Source organism: Leisingera sp. NJS204, assembly GCF_004123675.1.
Classification (GTDB): Bacteria; Pseudomonadota; Alphaproteobacteria; order Rhodobacterales; family Rhodobacteraceae; genus Leisingera.
In genome coordinates this window covers 3432966-3450847 of record NZ_CP035417.1, presented here as the reverse complement: position 1 = coordinate 3450847, position 17882 = coordinate 3432966, and the positions used below count along the sequence as shown (strand labels likewise).

The 17882-nt window shown below is 63.4% G+C and carries 18 protein-coding genes; 11 read left to right on the top strand and 7 right to left on the bottom strand.

Annotated features, from left to right (window positions below; genetic code table 11):
* Positions 1-264: 264 nt before the first annotated feature.
* Complete coding sequence (locus ETW24_RS16770) at positions 265-2484, top strand: transglycosylase domain-containing protein (protein ID WP_129372112.1); 2220 nt, start codon at positions 265-267, stop codon at positions 2482-2484.
* A 266-nt stretch (positions 2485-2750) separates the two neighbouring features.
* Here ETW24_RS16770 and ETW24_RS16765 read toward each other — a convergent pair whose 3' ends face one another.
* Both ETW24_RS16765 and ETW24_RS16760 read right to left on the bottom strand, forming a co-directional pair.
* Positions 2751-3347 (bottom strand): MlaC/ttg2D family ABC transporter substrate-binding protein, encoded by a 597-nt coding sequence (locus ETW24_RS16765; protein ID WP_129372111.1) that lies wholly within the window; start codon positions 3345-3347, stop codon positions 2751-2753.
* Positions 3348-3349: 2 nt separating this feature from the next.
* Positions 3350-4111, bottom strand: coding sequence for an MlaA family lipoprotein (locus tag ETW24_RS16760; protein ID WP_129372110.1), 762 nt, complete (start codon positions 4109-4111; stop codon positions 3350-3352).
* 162 nt (positions 4112-4273) lie between these two features.
* Here ETW24_RS16760 and ETW24_RS16755 point away from each other — a divergent pair, with 162 nt between their 5' ends.
* From ETW24_RS16755 to ETW24_RS16730, 6 genes are all read left to right on the top strand, one after another.
* A complete protein-coding gene (locus tag ETW24_RS16755) occupies positions 4274-6007 on the top strand; it encodes a type I secretion system permease/ATPase (RefSeq protein ID WP_129372109.1) in 1734 nt (577 codons plus the stop codon).
* On the top strand, positions 6004-7308 hold the full coding sequence (locus ETW24_RS16750) for an HlyD family type I secretion periplasmic adaptor subunit (protein ID WP_129372108.1): 1305 nt from the start codon (positions 6004-6006) through the stop codon (positions 7306-7308). Before ETW24_RS16755 ends, ETW24_RS16750 begins: the two co-directional genes overlap by 4 nt.
* Positions 7309-7451: 143 nt before the next feature.
* A complete protein-coding gene (locus ETW24_RS16745) occupies positions 7452-7910 on the top strand; it encodes a RidA family protein (RefSeq protein ID WP_129372107.1) in 459 nt (152 codons plus the stop codon).
* The gene (locus tag ETW24_RS16740) at positions 7907-8680 is read left to right on the top strand and encodes a glycerophosphodiester phosphodiesterase family protein (protein ID WP_129372106.1); all 774 of its coding nucleotides are present in this window, start codon (positions 7907-7909) and stop codon (positions 8678-8680) included. The genes ETW24_RS16745 and ETW24_RS16740 overlap by 4 nt, the downstream gene beginning before the upstream one ends.
* Before the next feature lie 48 nt (positions 8681-8728).
* Positions 8729-9916 carry a GNAT family N-acetyltransferase gene (locus ETW24_RS16735; protein WP_129372105.1) on the top strand — a complete coding sequence of 396 codons (1188 nt, stop codon included), beginning with the start codon at positions 8729-8731 and terminating at the stop codon, positions 9914-9916.
* Positions 9913-10221: a 4a-hydroxytetrahydrobiopterin dehydratase gene (locus tag ETW24_RS16730; protein WP_129372104.1), complete on the top strand. Its 309-nt coding sequence runs from the start codon at positions 9913-9915 to the stop codon at positions 10219-10221. The genes ETW24_RS16735 and ETW24_RS16730 overlap by 4 nt, the downstream gene beginning before the upstream one ends.
* Before the next feature lie 147 nt (positions 10222-10368).
* Here the strand turns inward: ETW24_RS16730 and ETW24_RS16725 are convergent, their stop codons facing one another.
* Positions 10369-10857 carry a peroxiredoxin gene (locus ETW24_RS16725; RefSeq protein ID WP_129372103.1) on the bottom strand — a complete coding sequence of 163 codons (489 nt, stop codon included), beginning with the start codon at positions 10855-10857 and terminating at the stop codon, positions 10369-10371.
* 95 nt (positions 10858-10952) lie between these two features.
* On the opposite strand from ETW24_RS16725, the gene ETW24_RS16720 reads away from it, so the two are divergent.
* The 3 genes from ETW24_RS16720 (at position 10953) to ETW24_RS16710 (ending at position 13913) form a co-directional block, all read left to right on the top strand.
* Entirely contained in the window at positions 10953-12164 is a 1212-nt protein-coding gene (locus ETW24_RS16720; RefSeq protein WP_129372102.1) for an NAD(P)/FAD-dependent oxidoreductase, read from the top strand.
* Positions 12161-12715 carry a 16S rRNA (guanine(966)-N(2))-methyltransferase RsmD gene (rsmD, locus tag ETW24_RS16715; RefSeq protein WP_129372101.1) on the top strand — a complete coding sequence of 185 codons (555 nt, stop codon included), beginning with the start codon at positions 12161-12163 and terminating at the stop codon, positions 12713-12715. The genes ETW24_RS16720 and rsmD overlap by 4 nt, the downstream gene beginning before the upstream one ends.
* Positions 12716-13001: 286 nt before the next feature.
* Positions 13002-13913 carry a LysR family transcriptional regulator gene (locus tag ETW24_RS16710; RefSeq protein ID WP_129372100.1) on the top strand — a complete coding sequence of 304 codons (912 nt, stop codon included), beginning with the start codon at positions 13002-13004 and terminating at the stop codon, positions 13911-13913.
* Between the two features lie 271 nt (positions 13914-14184).
* Here ETW24_RS16710 and ETW24_RS16705 read toward each other — a convergent pair whose 3' ends face one another.
* The 4 genes from ETW24_RS16705 to ETW24_RS16690 are packed head-to-tail and all read right to left on the bottom strand — an operon-like array spanning position 14185 to position 17128.
* Positions 14185-15081 carry an OmpA family protein gene (locus ETW24_RS16705; protein WP_129372099.1) on the bottom strand — a complete coding sequence of 299 codons (897 nt, stop codon included), beginning with the start codon at positions 15079-15081 and terminating at the stop codon, positions 14185-14187.
* Positions 15082-15107: 26 nt separating this feature from the next.
* Positions 15108-15680, bottom strand: a complete 573-nt coding sequence (locus ETW24_RS16700) for a peroxidase-related enzyme (RefSeq protein ID WP_129372098.1) — start codon at positions 15678-15680, stop codon at positions 15108-15110.
* A gap of 3 nt (positions 15681-15683) precedes the next feature.
* A complete protein-coding gene (locus ETW24_RS16695) occupies positions 15684-16409 on the bottom strand; it encodes a GNAT family N-acetyltransferase (RefSeq protein ID WP_129372097.1) in 726 nt (241 codons plus the stop codon).
* Positions 16406-17128, bottom strand: coding sequence for a competence/damage-inducible protein A (locus ETW24_RS16690; RefSeq protein ID WP_129372096.1), 723 nt, complete (start codon positions 17126-17128; stop codon positions 16406-16408). The genes ETW24_RS16695 and ETW24_RS16690 overlap by 4 nt, the downstream gene beginning before the upstream one ends.
* Before the next feature lie 48 nt (positions 17129-17176).
* On the opposite strand from ETW24_RS16690, the gene sfsA reads away from it, so the two are divergent.
* Positions 17177-17881 (top strand): DNA/RNA nuclease SfsA, encoded by a 705-nt coding sequence (gene sfsA / locus ETW24_RS16685; RefSeq protein WP_129372095.1) that lies wholly within the window; start codon positions 17177-17179, stop codon positions 17879-17881.
* The last annotated feature ends 1 nt before the right edge of the window (position 17882 follow it).

The following is a 17882-nucleotide window of genomic DNA, read 5'->3' as shown; positions in this document are numbered from 1 at the left end:
CGCTGCTCCGGCCCTGAGCATCATGTCTGGGCCGACGCATTGTGCACCTGCAGCAAAACCCCCGGCCCGAGTCGTGCAAAGCCCAAGGCCAGCAAGTTTCCGCGTGTCATTCTGCGCACGCACAATAATTTTGCGCCTTTTGCCCGCTTCGCTTAAAAACCGGCCATCTGGCAAAGGGGGCAAGCTCCGGATTCTGCCCCCTCTACAAACCGGGGCGGGCAGGGTATTGTCCCGGGAAACGGGCAAACCGGGCAGGACATGACGATGGCACAAGGATCCGGGCGCAAGCCTTTGGTGGCAGAAAAACGCTATTCCGCGGGCGGCAAGGGCAAACCTTCCGCTGCGAAAAAGCCTGGGCGCAAGAAACCTGCACGCAAGGCCAAACCCAAGAAGACCGGCCTGTTCGGCCTGTTTTCCCGCAAAAAGACACGGGCGAAAGCAGCGCCAAAGAAGCGCGGCTTCATCGGTCTCTTGCTGGCGCCTTTTGTCTGGGCGTTCCGGCTGGTCTGGGGCTTCAGCTGGCGCGTCGGCATGGTGGTCTGCCTGCTGGTCGGTCTGGCGGTGGCGCTGCAATATGCCAAGCTGCCCGAGGTCTCGGCCTATCTGGACGGGCGCGCGCGCGGGTCGGTCACCCTGCTGGACCGCAAGGGGGACGTCTTTGCCTGGCGCGGCGATCAGTTTGGCGGGGTTATTCGGGCAGATACCGTTTCGCCGCACCTGAAGAACGCGGTTGTCGCGACCGAGGATAAGCGGTTTTACCGCCACTTCGGCATCTCCCCGCGCGGCGTCGCCAGCGCCATCCGCATCAACCTGCGCGAAGGCCGCGGTCCGCTGTCCGGCCATGGCGGTTCCACCATCACCCAGCAAGCCGCCAAATTGCTGTGTCTGGGCCGGGTCTATGATCCGGACGAATGGAAAAGCGAAAGCGCTTATGAGGCCGACTGCCGCAAGGGCTCGCTGTGGCGCAAGGGCACCGAGGCGATCTTTGCCCTGGCGATGGAGGCAAAGTATACCAAGGACGAGATCCTCTCGATCTACATGAACCGCGCCTACATGGGCGGCGGTGCATACGGTGCCGAGGCTGCAGCGCAACGCTATTTCGGAAAGTCCGCCAACCAGCTGAACCCGGCCGAAGGCGCGATGCTGGCGGGTCTGCTGACTGCGCCCTCGACGCTGGCGCCCACCAACAACCTGCAACGTTCACAGGACCGGGCGGCCACTGTGCTGCGGCTGATGCAGGAACAGGGCTATCTGACCACCGCCGAGATGCAGCAGAACCAGAACGCCCCCGCCGTGCTGAGCGAAGCCGCGGCGGCACGGGCAGGGGGGTACTTTGCCGATTGGGTGATGGATTCCATCCCGGATTTCCTGGGCGATCAGACCACCGAGGATGTGGTGATCCGCTCGACCCTGGATCAGCGCCTGCAGGGCGCGGCAGAGGAAGCACTGAAATACATCTTTGAGAATAAGGTCCGCCCGGGCTCCAAGGCGCAGGCGGCCATTGTGGTGATGAGCGCCGATGGCGCGGTGCGCGCGATGGTGGGCGGCCGCAAGACGCGGGTCTCCGGCGTGTTCAACCGCGCGACCCAGGCCAAACGGCAAACCGGATCGGCCTTTAAACCTTTTGTTTACGCCACGGCACTGGAGTTGGGCTATTCCCCCTACGACCGGGTGCTGGACGCAAAATACTGCATGAATATTCCCGGCTCCGGCCAGTGGTGCCCCGAGAATTATACCCGGAAGTATTATGGTGAAGTCACCCTGGCACGGGCGTTGCGGGATTCGCTGAATGTGCCGGCGGTGAAAGTCTCCGAGGCGGTGGGCCGGGACAAGGTCAGCATCGTGGCCAAGGATTTCGGCATCGACAGCGATCTGGCCGCAGGCCCGGCGCTGGCGCTGGGGGCCTCGGAAAGCACTCTGCTGGAGATGACCGGAGCCTATGCGGGCATCCTCAATGGCGGTTCGTCGGTGACGCCCTATGGGGTGACCGAGCTGAAACTGGTGAACGACAGCGACGCGCTGATGGGTGCCAGCGGCGGCATCGGCGAGCGGGTGATCCGCCCCGAAGCCGCCCAGCAGCTGGTCTGGATGATGGAGAAAGTGATTTCGGGCGGCACCGGCAAGCGGGCGCAGATCCCGGGCTGGCAGGCGGCTGGCAAATCGGGGACGACTTCTGCCGCCAAGGATGCCTGGTTCATCGGGTTTACCGCGGAGTATGTGGCAGGGGTCTGGATGGGCTATGACGACAACACGCCGCTATCGGGTGTGACCGGCGGCGGCCTGCCGGCCGAGATCTGGCGCGAGACCATGGTGCGGGTGCATGACGGACTTACTCCCAAACCGCTGCCGATGCTGGAGCCTGCCCCGATCGCCCCGCCGCCGCAGCAAGCCCGGCGCGAGCGCCGCCGCCGTCAGGGGCCGCAGCTGGGCAAGGAACTGGGCCGCGCGGTGGACAACATCCTGCGCGACATCCTCGGAAACTGACCGATTGCAGCAAACGTGGGGCTCCCGCCCGGTGCAGGCCCCCTGAGGGGGGCCTCCGCCAGTTGGGTCCGGCGCCGCACCTGACGGTGCGGCGCACGTCCTGCCCGCCGGGCAGGACGCCAGGCCCAACGGGAGCGCAGCATCCTGGATGCTGCAGCGACGGGCGGGAGTTTTTGCCTTTGCTCCGCAATGCGCCAGGCCGGACTGCAAACAAGAAAAGGCTCCCCGAAGGGAGCCCTTTGACTGTCATTCTTTGTGTGCCTGTTTCAGCTCAACCGCTTCAACTCTGCAATCAGCGCGTCGATGTCGCCCTTATGGCTGTCCAGAATGGCGCCGATCTCGGTGCGTTCGGTCAAGAGCAGGTTCACGCCTTCGATGAACATATTGAAGAACAGATCCCGGCCGGAGCGGTCCGACACCAGGAAGGTCACTTCAAACGGCGACTGGCCCTTGAGGTAGGCAATGGTGCTCACCTCATACCATTTCTTCACCTTCTTGACGCCTTTGACTTCCAGCTTGCCGCCGATGAATTCGCGAAAGCGCTTGCCGTATTTGCGCGAGATGTAGCCCTGGAACGCCTTGGAAAAGGCCTTCTTCTGGGACGCAGACGCCCGGCGCCCGTCCACACCCAGCGCATAGGCTGCGATATAGGATGTGTCGCTGTAGCGCTTGAAGATCCGCTCGAACTCGCGGAACATGGCGTTCTCGCCCTTGCCGGAATCGATCACCCGGTTGATGTCGCCGACCAGGCCGTTGATCAGCGTGCTGGCTCTGTTTTCGGTCAGCGCCCACAGGGCTTGCGGTGCGGCAATCAGAGCAGCGGCTCCGGCACCCAGGCCGGTCAGGAATTTGCGGCGGTCCATATTCAAAATCCTTCAGTGTTCAGTTCGAACGGATCAATCTCCTGGATCTCCTCTCCATCCCCCAGCTGGAACCGGCGGTTCTGCAGATAGATCAGGCGCGATTGCGCATAGCTGTCGGCGCTCTCGTAGAGAATCGAGTCGATCGTGTCGGAATAGTTGCCACGATCGCCCATGCGGCGCACGATCTCAGCGTAAATTGTGATATTGTCGGCAGTATTCTGCTCGGCATAGCCCAGCGGGTTGGTGAAGAAATCGACAGCGACCCCCACGGCATCACGGCTGGTGGAGGGGCCCAGCAGGGGCAGCTCCACATAGGCGCCTTCGCCGACGCCCCAGGTGTGCAATGTCTCGCCGAAATCGGTATCGACTGCGGGCACGTTGAATTCGCTGGCCGGGTCGGCAAGCCCGGCAAATCCGACGGTGGAGTTGATCACAAACCGCGAAAATGCATTGCCGGCCAGTTTCAGATCGCCCTGCAGCAGCGCATTGACCATTTGGCCGGGCATCGACAGGTTCTCGGCAAAATGCGAGAAGCTGGTCACCATCGGCGCCGGCACGATTGCCACATACCCTTTGGAGGCAGGCCGGAAGGCCAGCCGGTCAACGCCGCGGTTAAAGCTGTGAATGGTGCGGTTGGTGCGCTCATAAGGATCAAAGACTTCACCCGAGGCCCGTGCAACCGGATCCTGCGTTGCGCAGCCGGCCGCAAAAACGGCCAAAATCAGCGCAGATACAAATTTCAGCGGTCGCAAAAGAAAAGGCATTCGGGTAAGTGTCCAATTGATGCTGGAACAGACGGGTCGGAGGGCAAATAAGGGTTCCTCAGCCTATTTCCAGTGCGATTACATTTATTCACCAGCTTGTGTCTGTTCTGATACAATTTCAGGCACTACCAATGGCCCGGGAACTTCTATTGCAGACTGACCATGAATAAAAGCATTTATAAGAGCGGTTATGATGAGCTTCGGGCTGTGCGTCAGCAGAGCCGGGGGCTGTACTGGTTCACCGGGATTTTCAGTTTCTTCGTGAACCTGCTGATGCTGACCGGGCCTTTGTACATGATGCAGGTCTATGACCGGGTGCTGGGCAGCCGCTCGGAGGCGACGCTTTTGGCGCTGTCTTTGCTGGTGGTGTTCCTCTACGGCATGATGGGGCTGCTGGATTACGCCCGCGGCCGGATCATGGCGCGGGTCGGGGCGCGGCTGCAGGCGGCGCTGGACCACCGGGTGTTCGATGCGATGATCCGGCGCTCGGCGGTGGCGCAGGATCCGGCGGCGCAGACCGGGCTGCAGGATCTGGAATCGGTGCAGCGGCTGATCTCCTCGCCGGTGCTGACCGCCGCCTTCGACCTGCCCTGGACCCCGGTCTTTCTGGCGGGCATTGCCCTGTTCCATCCCTGGCTTGGGCTGCTGGCCCTGGGCGGCGGCGCAGTGCTGGTGATGATTGCGATCCTCAACCAGCTGTTCACCAGGCTGCCGGTGCAAAAGGCCAATATGACCGGCCACAAGGCCAATCTGATGTCCGAGGAGATCCGCAACGAGGCCGAGATGATCCAGTCGATGGGCATGCGCGGCGCGGCTTTCGGGCGCTGGAAGCAAGGCCGCGATGCGGCGCTCACCGACAGTGTGACGGCCAATGACACCGGCGGCGGCTTCACCACGCTGACCAAGACGCTGCGGCTGTTCCTGCAGTCGGCGATGCTGGGGCTTGGCGCCTATCTGGTGCTGCAGGGCGAGGTGACGCCGGGGGCGATGATCGCGGGGTCGATCCTGATGGGCCGCGCCCTGGCGCCGATCGAACTGGGCCTGGGCCAATGGGCGATGGTGCAGCGGGCGCTGAAGGGCTGGCACAGCCTGGCCGAACTGCTGGCCAAAGTGCCGGAAGAGGCCGAGCGCACGGCGCTGCCGAAACCCAAGGCGCTGCTGGAAGTGCAGGGCATGGCGGTGGTGCCGCCGGGCAGCAAGACGCCGCTGTTGCGCAATGTCAGCTTCCGGGTGCAGCCGGGCCAGGCAATCGGGGTGATCGGGCCGTCGGGCTCGGGCAAATCGACCCTGGCACGGGCGCTGACCGGGGTCTGGGCGCCGGCCGCGGGCTCGGTGCGGCTGGACGGGGCGGCGCTGGATCAATACGCGCCGGATGTGCTGGGCGGCCATATCGGCTATCTGCCGCAGCGGGTGCAGGTGTTTGACGGCACCATTGCCCAGAACATCGCCCGGCTGCAGCAGCAGCCGGATGCCGAAAAGGTGGTGGAAGCCGCCAGGAAGGCCGCCGCCCATGAGATGATCCTGAAACTGCCCGAAGGCTATGACACCAAGGTTACCGCCACCGGCGGGCGGCTGTCGGGCGGCCAGATGCAGCGGGTCGGCCTGGCCCGGGCGCTTTATGCCGATCCGGTGATCGTGATCCTGGACGAGCCGAACTCGAACCTCGACAACGAAGGCTCGATCGCGCTCAATCAGGCGATCAAGCAGATCAAGGCCGAGGGCCGCTCGGTGCTGATCATGGCGCACCGGCCCGCGGCGATCCAGGAATGCGACATGCTGCTGGTGATCGACAAGGGCACCCAGACCGCCTTTGGCCCCAAGGACAAGGTGCTGCAGGAAATGGTCGCCAACCACCAGAACATCCGCCAGGCCACTGGCACAGGAGGCGTGCGATGAGCGGGCAAAGCAACTGGCCGGCCCGGCGGCCGCTGATCATCGGCCTTTTGGCGCTGCTGGTGCTGGTGGGCGGCTTCGGTTCCTGGTCGGTGCTGTCGTCGATTTCCGGCGCGGTGGTGGCGACGGGGCGCATCGAGGTCGACCGCAACCGCCAGATCGTGCAGCATCTGGACGGCGGCATCGTGGCTGAAATCCTGGTTGATGAGGGCGACACGGTGACCGAAGGCGCCACGCTGATCCGGCTGGACGCCAATGAGCTGACCTCGCAGCTGGTGATCACCGAGGGCCAGCTGTTCGAGCTGATGGCGCGCCGCGGCCGGCTGGAAGCCGAGCGCGACACCGCCGCTGCGATCACCTTTGAGCCGGAGCTGCTGCAGGCGGCTGAAGTGCAGCCGGATGTCAGCGATCTGGTGCAGGGCCAGCGCCGCCTGTTCCAGGCCCGCAAGGACACCACCGCCCGCGAGATCGAGCAGCTGGAGAAGCGCCGCACCCAGATCCAGGAGCAGATCCGCGGCGTCGAGGCGCAGCAGACCTCGATGAATGTGCAGCTGGGGCTGATCGGCGAGGAGCTGGAGAGCCAGCAATCGCTCCTGGACCGCGGGCTGGCGCAGGCGGCGACGGTGCTGAACCTGCGCCGCACCCAGGCCGATCTGCAGGGCCGGCTGGGCGAGCTGGTGGCCTCGGAAGCACAGTCCGAGGGCCGCATCACCGAGATCGACATCGAGATCCTGAAGCTGGCCACCAGCCAGCGCGAGGAGGCGATCAGCCGGCTGCGCGACCTGCGCTACCAGGAGCTGGAGCTGGCCGAAAACCGCCGCTCGCTGCAGGGCCGCCTGGCGCGGCTGGATATCACCGCGCCGGTTTCCGGCATTGTCTACGGGCTGCAGGTGCAGACGCCTCGCTCGGTGATTCGCCCTGCGGATCCGGTTTTGTACCTGGTGCCGCAGGACCGGCCGCTGGTGATTGCGGCGCAGGTGGCGCCGACCGATATCGACCAGCTGTACACCGGCCAGGAGGTCACTTTGCGGTTCTCGGCGCTGGACCAGCGCTCGACGCCCGAGCTGTTTGGCCATGTCACCCAGGTCTCGGCGGATTCCTTTGAGGATCAGGGCAGCGGGATTTCCTATTACCGCGCCGAGATCGAGCTCAACCCCGGCGAACGCGGCCGCCTGCCTGCGGGCACGGTGCTGATTCCGGGGATGCCGGTGGAAAGCTACATCCGCACCGCCGACCGCTCGCCGCTGGCCTATCTGGTCAAGCCGCTCGCAGACTACTTCAACAAGGCCTTCCGCGAAAGCTGAAGGCTGCCTGCCCCGGGAAAACGGCGTCCCTTCAACGGGGCCAAGAATGCGCAAAGCCGCACTGGTGCTTCGCATTTGCTCTTTCCGAATTCCATCTGTCCGGGTAGCGTCCCGGCCAGCAAAGACTCGGAAGGAAATCGGCCATGAGCATTGAAGCAAAACTGAAGGAGCTTGGCGTAACCCTGCCCGAAGCACCGGCACCGGCGGCGAACTATGTGCCTTATGTGGTTTCGGGCGATATGGTTTACATCGCGGGCCAGATCTCGGCTGATGAAAACGGGCTGATCACTGGTAAGCTGGGCGCTGATCTGGACGTCGAGGCCGGCCAGGCTGCGGCCAAGCGCTGTGCAATCGCGCTTCTGGCCCAGCTCAAGGCAGCTTGCGGCGGTGATCTGGACCGGCTGGTGCGGGTCGTCAAGCTGGGCGCATTTGTGAACTCGGCCCCTGACTTCACCGGCCAGCCGATGGTTGTGAACGGCGCCTCCGACTTCCTGGTCGAAGCCCTGGGCGATATCGGCCGCCATGCGCGTTCTGCGGTCGGCTCGGTGTCGCTGCCACTGGGTGTCGCAGTGGAAATCGACGGCGTTTTCCAGATCAAATGAAGCCCGCCCTGCCTGCCGCTATCCTGACTGTCCCGCTGGCCCATCGTGCACTGCATGATGCCGCGGACGGGCGCCCGGAAAACAGCCGCGCTGCCATCCGGGCAGCGATTGCGGCGGGTTATGGGATTGAGATCGATCTGCAGCTGTCCAGTGACGGCTGCGCCATGGTCTTTCATGACAACGATCTGGACCGGCTGGCGGAAGCCTCGGGGCCGGTCCGCGCCAGGACCTGCAGCGCGTTGCAGGCAATTCCGTTGAAAGGCGGCGACGGGGAAGGCATTCCGGAGCTGTCTGAAGTGCTGGAGTTGGTGGCAGGCCAGGTGCCGCTGCTGATCGAGCTGAAGGATCAGAACGGGGAAATGGGCCTTACCGATGGTGCGCTGGAGCGGGCCACGGCAAAGGCGCTTAAGGGCTATGCCGGCCCTGTGGCTGTGATGTCCTTTAACCCCAATTCAGTTGCGGAACTGGCCCGGCTGGCGCCGGATATTGCCCGCGGCATCACCACCAGCGCCTATGATCCCGCGGAATGGCCGGAGCTGCCCAGGGCGGTCTGCGACGGCCTGCGCGGCATTCCGGATTTCGCGCGCACCGGGTCGAGCTTTATCAGCCACGAGGCTGGCGATCTGCCCCGTCCGCGGGTGCAGGCGCTGCGCAACGATGGGGTGCCGGTGCTATGCTGGACCGTGACCTCTGCGGCGGAGGAAACCGCGGCGCGCGTCTTTGCCGACAATGTGACGTTTGAACAGTACCTCTCGCCGCTAACACCTTGATCCCGCAGGCGCAGACCCCACATCTTTGAAGCGGTGCGGAGGAATTGCATGACCCAGGCGCAAATCGAAATCCGGATGCTGGCCTCACTGTCGCAGATCGCGGCAGAGGACTGGGATGCCTGTGCCTGTCCTGAGGCGGCAGACGGCACCCGTCCGCTGGACCCGTTCACCACCCACCAGTTTCTGAGCGCGCTGGAAGACAGCGGCTCGGTCGGGCCGGGCACCGGCTGGCAGCCGCAATATCTGACAGCCTATCAGGACGGGCTGCTGATCGCCTGTGCGCCGCTTTACGCCAAGGGGCACAGCCAGGGCGAATATATCTTTGATCACAATTGGGCGCATGCTTACGAACAGGCCGGCGGTCATTACTACCCCAAGCTGCAGGTCGCGGTGCCCTTTACCCCGGCCACGGGACGGCGTTTTCTGGTGCGCCCCGGCTTTGACGGTATCGGCCATTCGGCGCTGGTTCAGGGGGCGGTGCAACTGGCAGCCGACAACAAACTGTCATCGCTGCATGTGACCTTTTGCACGCAGGACGAGGCAAGGATGGGGGCGGAGATGGGGCTGATGCGCCGCTCTACCCAGCAGTTTCACTGGCAAAACGACGGTTATGCCGATTTCGAAGGATTCATGCGGGCGCTGTCCTCGCGCAAGCGCAAGAACATCCGCAAGGAGCGGATGCAGGCGCAGTGCTTTGGCGGCGAGATCCGGGTGTTTCAGGGCAGCAGCCTGCAGCCTGAGCATTGGGATGCCTTCTGGGAATTCTATCAGGACACCGGTGCGCGAAAATGGGGCGCGCCTTATCTGACGCGGCAATTCTTCGATATCGCCCATCACACGATGGCGCAGAATATGGCGCTGATTCTGGCGGAGCGCAACGGGAGGTATGTTGCGGGCGCCTTGAATTTCATTGGCCGCGAAACGCTTTACGGGCGCTATTGGGGCTGTGTTGAGCACCATCCCTGCCTGCATTTCGAGCTGTGTTATTATCAGGCGATAGAGCTGGCGATAGCCCTGGGGCATGACCGGGCTGAGGCGGGCGCGCAGGGTGAACACAAGCTGGCGCGCGGCTATCTGCCGTGCGAGACGCACAGCTTGCACTGGATCGGCGATCCCGGGTTTGCCGGGGCCGTTGAACGCTACCTCGAGGCTGAACGGGCCGCCACCGAGGAAGAGATTGAAATCCTGACCGATTACGGCCCGTTCCGCAAAGCCCAAGTGGAGGAGCAAGAATGACGGAGAAACTGTCCGACGCCACCCGCGGTCCGCTGCTGGAGCCGCTGTTTGCCACCGGCTGGGAAATGGTGGAGGGCCGGGATGCTATCACCAAGATATTCAAGTTCAGCAATTTCGCCGATGCCTTCGGCTGGATGACCCGCGCCGCGATCTGGGCCGAAAAATGGAACCACCACCCGGAGTGGAGCAATGTCTACAACCGGGTGACGGTGGTTCTTACCACCCATGATGTGGACGGGGTCAGCGCGCTGGATGCCAAACTGGCGCGCAAGATGGACGGGCTGTTCGGCGAGCCGCAGACGTGAACGGACGCTCTGACGAAAAGGTCAGCAATTGTGTCCAAATGTTTCGCGCGCGAAACATTCCGGCAGGCATGCTGACCTTATTTTTCACCGTTTATTAAGGGGTTGCCCTGCGGCCGCCGGGGCAGGCAGCCGCAGCCGGAACAGGGGTCAGCCCATTGATTCCAGCAAACCCTCGCCCGCGGAAAGTTCGCACTGGCCGGGGTTTTCTTCCTTGTTGAGAACTTTCACTTCACCGTCCTCCACCAGCATCGCATAGCGCAGCGAGCGGCCGATCAGACCGGCTGAGGGCACGTCCAGACGCATGCCGATTGCCTCGGTCAGCGTGCATTCGGCATCCGACAGCATGGTAATCCCGGCCTCGGCCGCACCGGTGTTTTCGCCCCAGATGTTCATGACAAACGGGTCATTGCCCGCCAGGCAGATGATTTCCTCAACACCTTTGGCCGCGAACTGATCCTTGGTGCGGATGAAGCTGGGCACATGCGCCGAATGGCAGGTGCTGGTAAAGGCGCCGGGAACCGCGAACAGCACGACTTTGCGCCCCTTCAGCTTGTCTGACAGCTGCACCTGCTCGGGGCCGTTGTCTCCGATGAGCGTCAGTGTCGCGTCCGGCAGTTGGTCTCCAACAGAAATCATCGCAGGTTCCTCTTTCTCATGATTGCGTTTTGGAGCCCCGGGTATATAGGGTCCGATGAAAGCGTGACGGGAACTGCTGAGGGAGGCAAGGGATTATGTCCCACATCGTCGTTATTGGAGCAGGGCAGGCGGGATCGTCGCTGGTGGCAAAACTGCGCAAGGACGGGTTTGACGGGGAGATTACCCTGATCGGCGCTGAAGCGGCGCTGCCCTATCAGCGCCCGCCCTTGTCCAAGGCCTATTTGCTGGGCGAGATGGAGCTGGAACGCCTGTTCCTGCGGCCAGAAAGTTTCTATGCGGACAACAACATCACCCTGAAGCTGGGCCAGCGGGTGACTGGCATCGATCCCGCAGCCAAAACTGTGAGCCTGGGCGATGAGCTGATCCCTTACGACCAGCTGGCGCTGACCACCGGTTCCGACCCGCGCCGCTTGCCGGCGGCGATCGGCGGCGATCTGGACGGCGTCTATGTGGTGCGCGGATTGACCGACGTGGATGCAATGGCGCCGCATGTGACCGAGGGCAAGCGCGCGCTGATCGTCGGCGGCGGCTACATCGGGCTGGAGGCAGCCGCGGTCTGCGCCAAGCGCGGAGTGCAAGTGACGCTGGTCGAGATGGCCGACCGCATCCTGCAGCGGGTGGCGGCGCCGGAAACCTCGGACTTCTTCCGCAGCCTGCATTCCTCCCACGGAGTGGACATCCGAGAAGGCGTCGGGCTGGAGCGGCTGGAAGGCGAGAACGGCAAGGTGACCCGCGCAGTGCTGAGCGGCGGTGAAGCCGTTGAGGTGGATTTTGTCGTCGTTGGCGTCGGTATCACCCCGACGTCGCAACTGGCTGAAATGGCCGGGCTGGAGCTAGACAACGGTATTAAGGCAGACGCCAAGGGCCGCACATCGGACGCCGCGATCTGGTCGGCGGGCGATTGTGCCTCCTTCCCGTTTCAGGGCAAGCGCATCCGCCTGGAAAGCGTGCCGAACGCCATTGATCAGGCCGAAGTGGTGGCGCAGAACATGCTGGGTGCGGACAAAGAGTATATTGCCACACCCTGGTTCTGGTCCGATCAGTATGACGTCAAGTTGCAGATCGCGGGCCTGAACACCGGCTATGACAATGTGGTCACCCGCCAGGGCGAGGGCCGGCAGGTGTCGTTCTGGTATTACAAGGGCGATCAGCTGGTGGCAGTGGACGCGATGAATGACCCGCGCGCCTATATGGTGGGCAAACGCCTGATCGATATGGGTAAGACAGCGGATAAAGCGGTGGTTGCCGACCCGGCTGCCGATCTGAAGCCGCTGCTGAAAGCGTGAGGATCATCGCAGGAGACTTCCGCGGCCGTGCCTTGGCCGCGGTGGGCAAGGGCGATGCGGGCGCCCATCTGCGCCCGACCACCGACCGGGTGCGCGAAAGCCTGTTCAACGTGCTGATGCACACCGGCGCCATTCCCGGCGCCCGGGTTCTGGACCTGTTTGCAGGCACCGGCGCGCTGGGGCTGGAGGCGCTGTCACGCGGCGCGGCTGAGGCGGTTTTTGTGGACGACGGGCGCGTGTCAGGCGGTTTGATCCGCAAAAACATCACCATTTGCCGCGCCGAAAACCGCTGCACCCTGGCCCGCCGCGACGCGCTGAAGCTGGGGCAGAACCCGGCGGCACCCTTTGATCTGATCTTCCTTGATCCGCCTTATGGCAAGGGACTGGGGGAAAAGGCCCTGGCCGCAGCTGTGGCCGGCGGCTGGGTGGCGCAAGACGCTCTGGTGGTCTGGGAAGAAAACGCACCGGTCGCCGCACCGGAAGGATTCGAGCTGCAGGACAGCCGGAAATACGGCGATACCCACATTTCGCTGATGTGGAAAGCCGCCTGAGGCAGCCTTCCTGTGGCAATTTGCTGCAAGTCCTGCACGGATAGTGGAAAACAGGGCATTTTCCGTGCAGTTCACAGCCGCTGGTCCGGCGCGTTTCCCAGTGCAGGGCCGCAGTCTTTTGGCGCATCACTGCTGCGGATCCCCGGCAGGTTTTGCCAAGGCTGTTGCCGTTTCCACAGCGAATACGATCCCGGCGAAACCTCGCAATTATCCCACCCTTGCCCCGATCTTGCCCGATTTCACCCGCATCACTGGGGGCAACACGGATACACGAGGATGGGTGAATATGGACCGACTGACCGAGATGGAGGCCTTTGCCAATGTGGTGGACCAGGGCGGCTTCACCGATGCGGCACGCAAGATGGGGATCTCGAAATCCGCAGTCTCCAAGCATGTTTCAAGCCTGGAAACCCGGCTTGGCGCACGGCTTTTGAACCGTACCACCCGCCGGGTGTCCCCGACCGAGATTGGCCTCGCCTATTATGACCGTGCCCGCCGGGTGCTGAATGACGCAGGCGAAGCGGATGCGCTGGTCACCTCGATGCAATCTGCCCCTTCGGGTCTGCTCAGGATTTCGGTCGCCACTGATTTCGGCGTCAATCACCTGTCGCCGGTGCTGTCGGACTTCCTGCAGGATTTCCCGGACATCACCGTCAACATGGTGCTGAACAACCGCTATGTGGAGCTGATCTCCGAAGGCTTTGACATGGCGGTGCGGATCGGCGAGCTGGAAGACAGCTCCCTGCGGGCCCGCAAGCTGACCGAAACCACCAAGCGGATGATCGCCTCTCCCGCCTATCTGGAGAAATACGGCCGCCCGCAAAAGATTGATGAATTGAACAGCCACAAGCTGCTGCATTACTCCAGCCAGTCCAGCGGCAACGTCTGGAAGATCACAGCGCCGTCGGGTGAAAAACGCCAGGTGCGCACCTCAGGCTGGTTGTCGGTGAATGACGGGCAGTCACTGCTGAATGCGGCGATTTCGGGCCTCGGCATCGCCTACCTGCCCAGCTTTCTCTACTCGGAGGCGCTGGAAGAAGGGCTGGTCGAAGACGTGATGCCCAGCCTGCCGGTGGAAACCCAAGGCATCTATGCGGTCTACCCGCCCGGAAAATTCACCCAGCCAAAAGTCCGGGCCTTCATTGACTTTCTGGTGCAGGCCTTTGCCGACCGCGACCCGTCGGAATGGAAAACCTGAACCGGTACTACGGAAAACCGGACCAAGATATCCCTCGAAGACCTGCCCCCGCACCGAATGCGGGGGCTTTTTGGGGTCGACATTCTGCCGTCCGCGAAAAACACAGCCGGAAGGCTCCCGCCCGTCCCGGATCAATCACAGATTGACCCGCGCCCGTTGGGCCTGGCTCGGCGCACAGCGCCGAGCCAGGCCCAACGCCGCCAAGGGGTCTTGGCAAAGCCAAGGCACCTGCGGGGGCGGGAGGTTTCCGGAGCGCATCTTTTGCAGCGCCTCATTCGGCGAGCAGCACCGCTTCCACCCGCCGGTTGGCTTCTCGGCCTTCCGGGATCAGATTGCTGGCAATCGGGGCCAGGAAACCGGCACCGGCGACCTCGATCCGTGCCGCATCCGCGCCCAGCTCCTTGATCAAACGGTCTTTCACCGATTGCGCGCGGCGTTTGGAAATACCGATGTTCTGCTGCTGCGAACCCACCGTGTCGGTATGCCCCACCAGCAGCAGGCGGTATTGCGGATTGACGGCCAGATAGTCCGCAAGCGCGCGCAGGCTGGCATAGGAGCCGTCCTGCAGCCGGGTGGAGCCGCTTTGAAACACCAGATCCGTCAGAACAGCGTGGCCGCGCACCTCCAGCAGCTTGGCCAGTTCTACCGGCCGCACCGTTCCGGACGTCCCGGCGTCAGGTTTCACCACTGCCGGCGCGGCTGTTGCCGTTGCAGCCGATCCAGGCGGATGCACTGTGATCATTTGCAAAAAAGCCGCGCCGCCTGCGCGCGACACCAGAAGCGAGACCGCCTCATCCCCCTTGGCCGCAGACAGGAAGTGATAGCTGGAGATATCCACCATCATGTCCGGCGACGGCACCACCTCGATCCCGAAGCGGAAGCCGAAGCCGCCGCAATCGCGCGCGGCACAATCCAGCAGCACCTCATAGCCATCAGCCTGCAGCTGGTCCCGCAAGGGCGCCAGGATCTGCAGCACGGTGCTGTTTCCCTCGACCCGCCAGGTGCGGCGCAGAATCTGCCCTTCGAACCGGCGCGAGGGGACTTTGTCCGCCTCTTCCGGCCCGGTCGGCAGCTGGTAAACACCAAGCGCCGTGATCCGTTCCGAAACAGCAGACGCGCCGGCCGGCAGGGTGATCTCAGCCGCCGCCGGCAAAGCCGGAAGCAGCATCACCGCGGCTGCCCAAATCAAACGTCTTAGCGGCACTGGCTGTGGTATTCCGGGTTGGGAACCATGGCAGTGGCGCTGGCCACCCGGTTGGACATGTTGAAGAAACCCGCAACATTGGCAATGTCCCAGATGTCCCGGTCGCTGAAGCCTGCATCCCGCAGGCCTTGCCGGTCCGTCTCACCGATTTCCGCGCTGGCAGTGGTCATCCTGGCTGCAAAATCCAGCATCGCGCGCTGGCGCGCCTCCAGAGGCGCCACCCGGTAGTTCATCACCAGCATTTCACCCAGAGCCGGATCGCCCGACAGCTGCCGCACTGCTGCGCCATGCGCCACCAGGCAGTAGAAACAGCGGTTGATCGCCGAGACCACCACGGCGATCATCTCACGCTCCAGCTTGCTGAGGCCGCTGTCCGCCAGCATCAGGTCATTGTACATGGCGGTAAACGCATTCAGCTTTTCGATATCAAAGGCATTGGCCTTGAGCACGTTGGGCACAAAGCCCAGCTTTTCGACGCAGATATCGAAATACTTCTGCGTCTCAGGCGGCAGCGAATCCGCCATCGGCAGATCCAGGGCTGTGGGCGGGGTCTGATCCGTCATTGTTCAATGACCTTCCTGTAAAATCCGGTAGTGGTACTGTCCGGCGCATTTCATGCCGAGGGAAGCATAAAGCCCGTTGGCGCCCTCGTTACGTTTCGTGCACAGCACCGCCAGCTCGGTCGCGCCGTTTTCCAGCGCCCAGAATGCCGCCTGGCGCATCATCCAGGCGCCCATGCCGCAGCGGCGCTGGTGCGGCAGGATTTCCAGTGCGTGGACCATTGCCACCCCATTGTGAATGGCGACAAACCCGGCGCCTGCCGGTTTGTCCTTGTGACGGGCCAGCAGCCCGGTCTTTGGCCCCTGTACCCGCTGCATCACCGCCAGGCGTTCAGGCCCGATGCCGCCCTGCGCCCAGATCTCGCGCTGGATCGCCAGCGGTTCCCATACGCAAAAGGCGGTGACCCGCGGCACCGGGATGTCCGTCAAATGCGCGGCCGGGCAGGTCCACAGGCTGACCGGATCCTTGACCGCATAGCCGCGTGCAGCCAGCTGCGCGTCCAGATCCGTCTCGCCATCGCGGATCATAAACAGGCAGTCCTGGCCCATCGCGCGCATTGCGTCCTCAGCGGCGGCAATTTCCGCATCCGAGGCAGTGCCGTGTACGGTCGCCGCCGACACCCGGCTGCCGCCGCCCTGACCGTCGCGCAGGGTCACGGGGCCCAGGCTGCGGGTGGCGGCAGGCGGCCATGTCGCGTCGGTCACGGCGTAGTAACGGGGATCGGTGGTCACTGATCCAGCTCCTTTGCCAGTTCTGTCATTGCCGCATCAATGCGCGCGCCATCGGTGCCGCGGATCACGATATTGGCGCCAAAGGCGCCGTCTTTTTGGAACGGATAACAGCCGACTGACAGATCCGCATAAGCCTCGGCCAGTACGCGCAGCGGTCCGGCAATCTCCCCTTCGCCGCGCAGCACCCGCAGGGTCTGCGACAGCATCGGCTGGCCGCCGGTCAGGGTCGGCATCACGCTGGCCACCATCGCCTGAAAGATCAGCGGTACACCGGCCATCACATGCACATTTCCAAGGGTGAACCCCGGCGCGGCCGAGACCGGATTTTCGATCAGCGCGGCGCCCTCCGGAATGCGTGCCATCCGCAGGCGGGCCTCGTTCAATTCCAAGCCTTGGGTGTCGTAATGCGCTTGCAGGATCGCGCGGGCGTCGCCGCGCACGTCCAGATGCGCGTCAAAGGCTTTGGCGATGCAATCGGCTGTAATGTCGTCATGGGTTGGACCGATGCCGCCGCTGGTGAATACATGGCCGTAAGCCCCGGCCAGCGCCTGCACCGCGCCGATGATCGCGGCCTCGTCATCGCTGACGATGCGCACTTCCATCAGATCAATGCCGTGTTTGGTCAGCTCGCCCGCCAGATAATGCATATTGGCATCGCGGGTGCGGCCCGACAGGATTTCATCTCCGATGACCAGCATGGCAGCCGTTGGATTGGCCATGATCTTCCTCCCTTGATACCTCGTCTTTGCAGATATAGGCCTAAGCCCATGCGCTTTGAAACCCCTCTGATCCCCGCCGTGCTGATCCGCCGCTACAAACGTTTCCTTGCCGATTGCCGGCTGGAGGACGGGCGCGAGGCTACCGCCCATTGCGCCAATCCCGGCAGCATGATGGGGCTGGCAGAGCCGGGCATGAAGATCTGGCTGGAGCCGAACGACGACCCGAAGAAAAAGCTGAAATACGGCTGGCGCCTGGTTGAGCACGCGGACGGCCATTTCACCGGCGTTGATACTTCGGTTCCGAACCGCGCCCTGCGGGCTGCGCTGGAAGCCGGAGAGATCGCGGAACTTAGCGCTTATAATACCGTGCGCCCGGAGGTGAAATACGGCGAGAACAGCCGCGTCGATTTTCTGTTGCAGCAAGGCGGTCTGCCGGATTGCTATGTCGAGGTGAAAAGCGTGACGCTGTCGCGGGAACCGGGCCTGGCGGAATTCCCGGACAGCGTCACCGCCCGCGGCACAAAACACCTTGGCGAATTGGCCAATATGGCGGCCCGGGGCCACCGCGCGGTGATGCTGTATCTGGTGCAACGCACCGACTGCGACCGGTTTCAACTGGCTGCAGATATCGACCCGGCCTATGCCGCCGCCTTTGCCAGCGCCTATTCGGCCGGGGTGGAGCGGCTGGTGCTGGGCACCAGGATCACGCCGCAAGGGATCGAGGCCGGCGCACCGATCGCCGCTGCACCTTAGC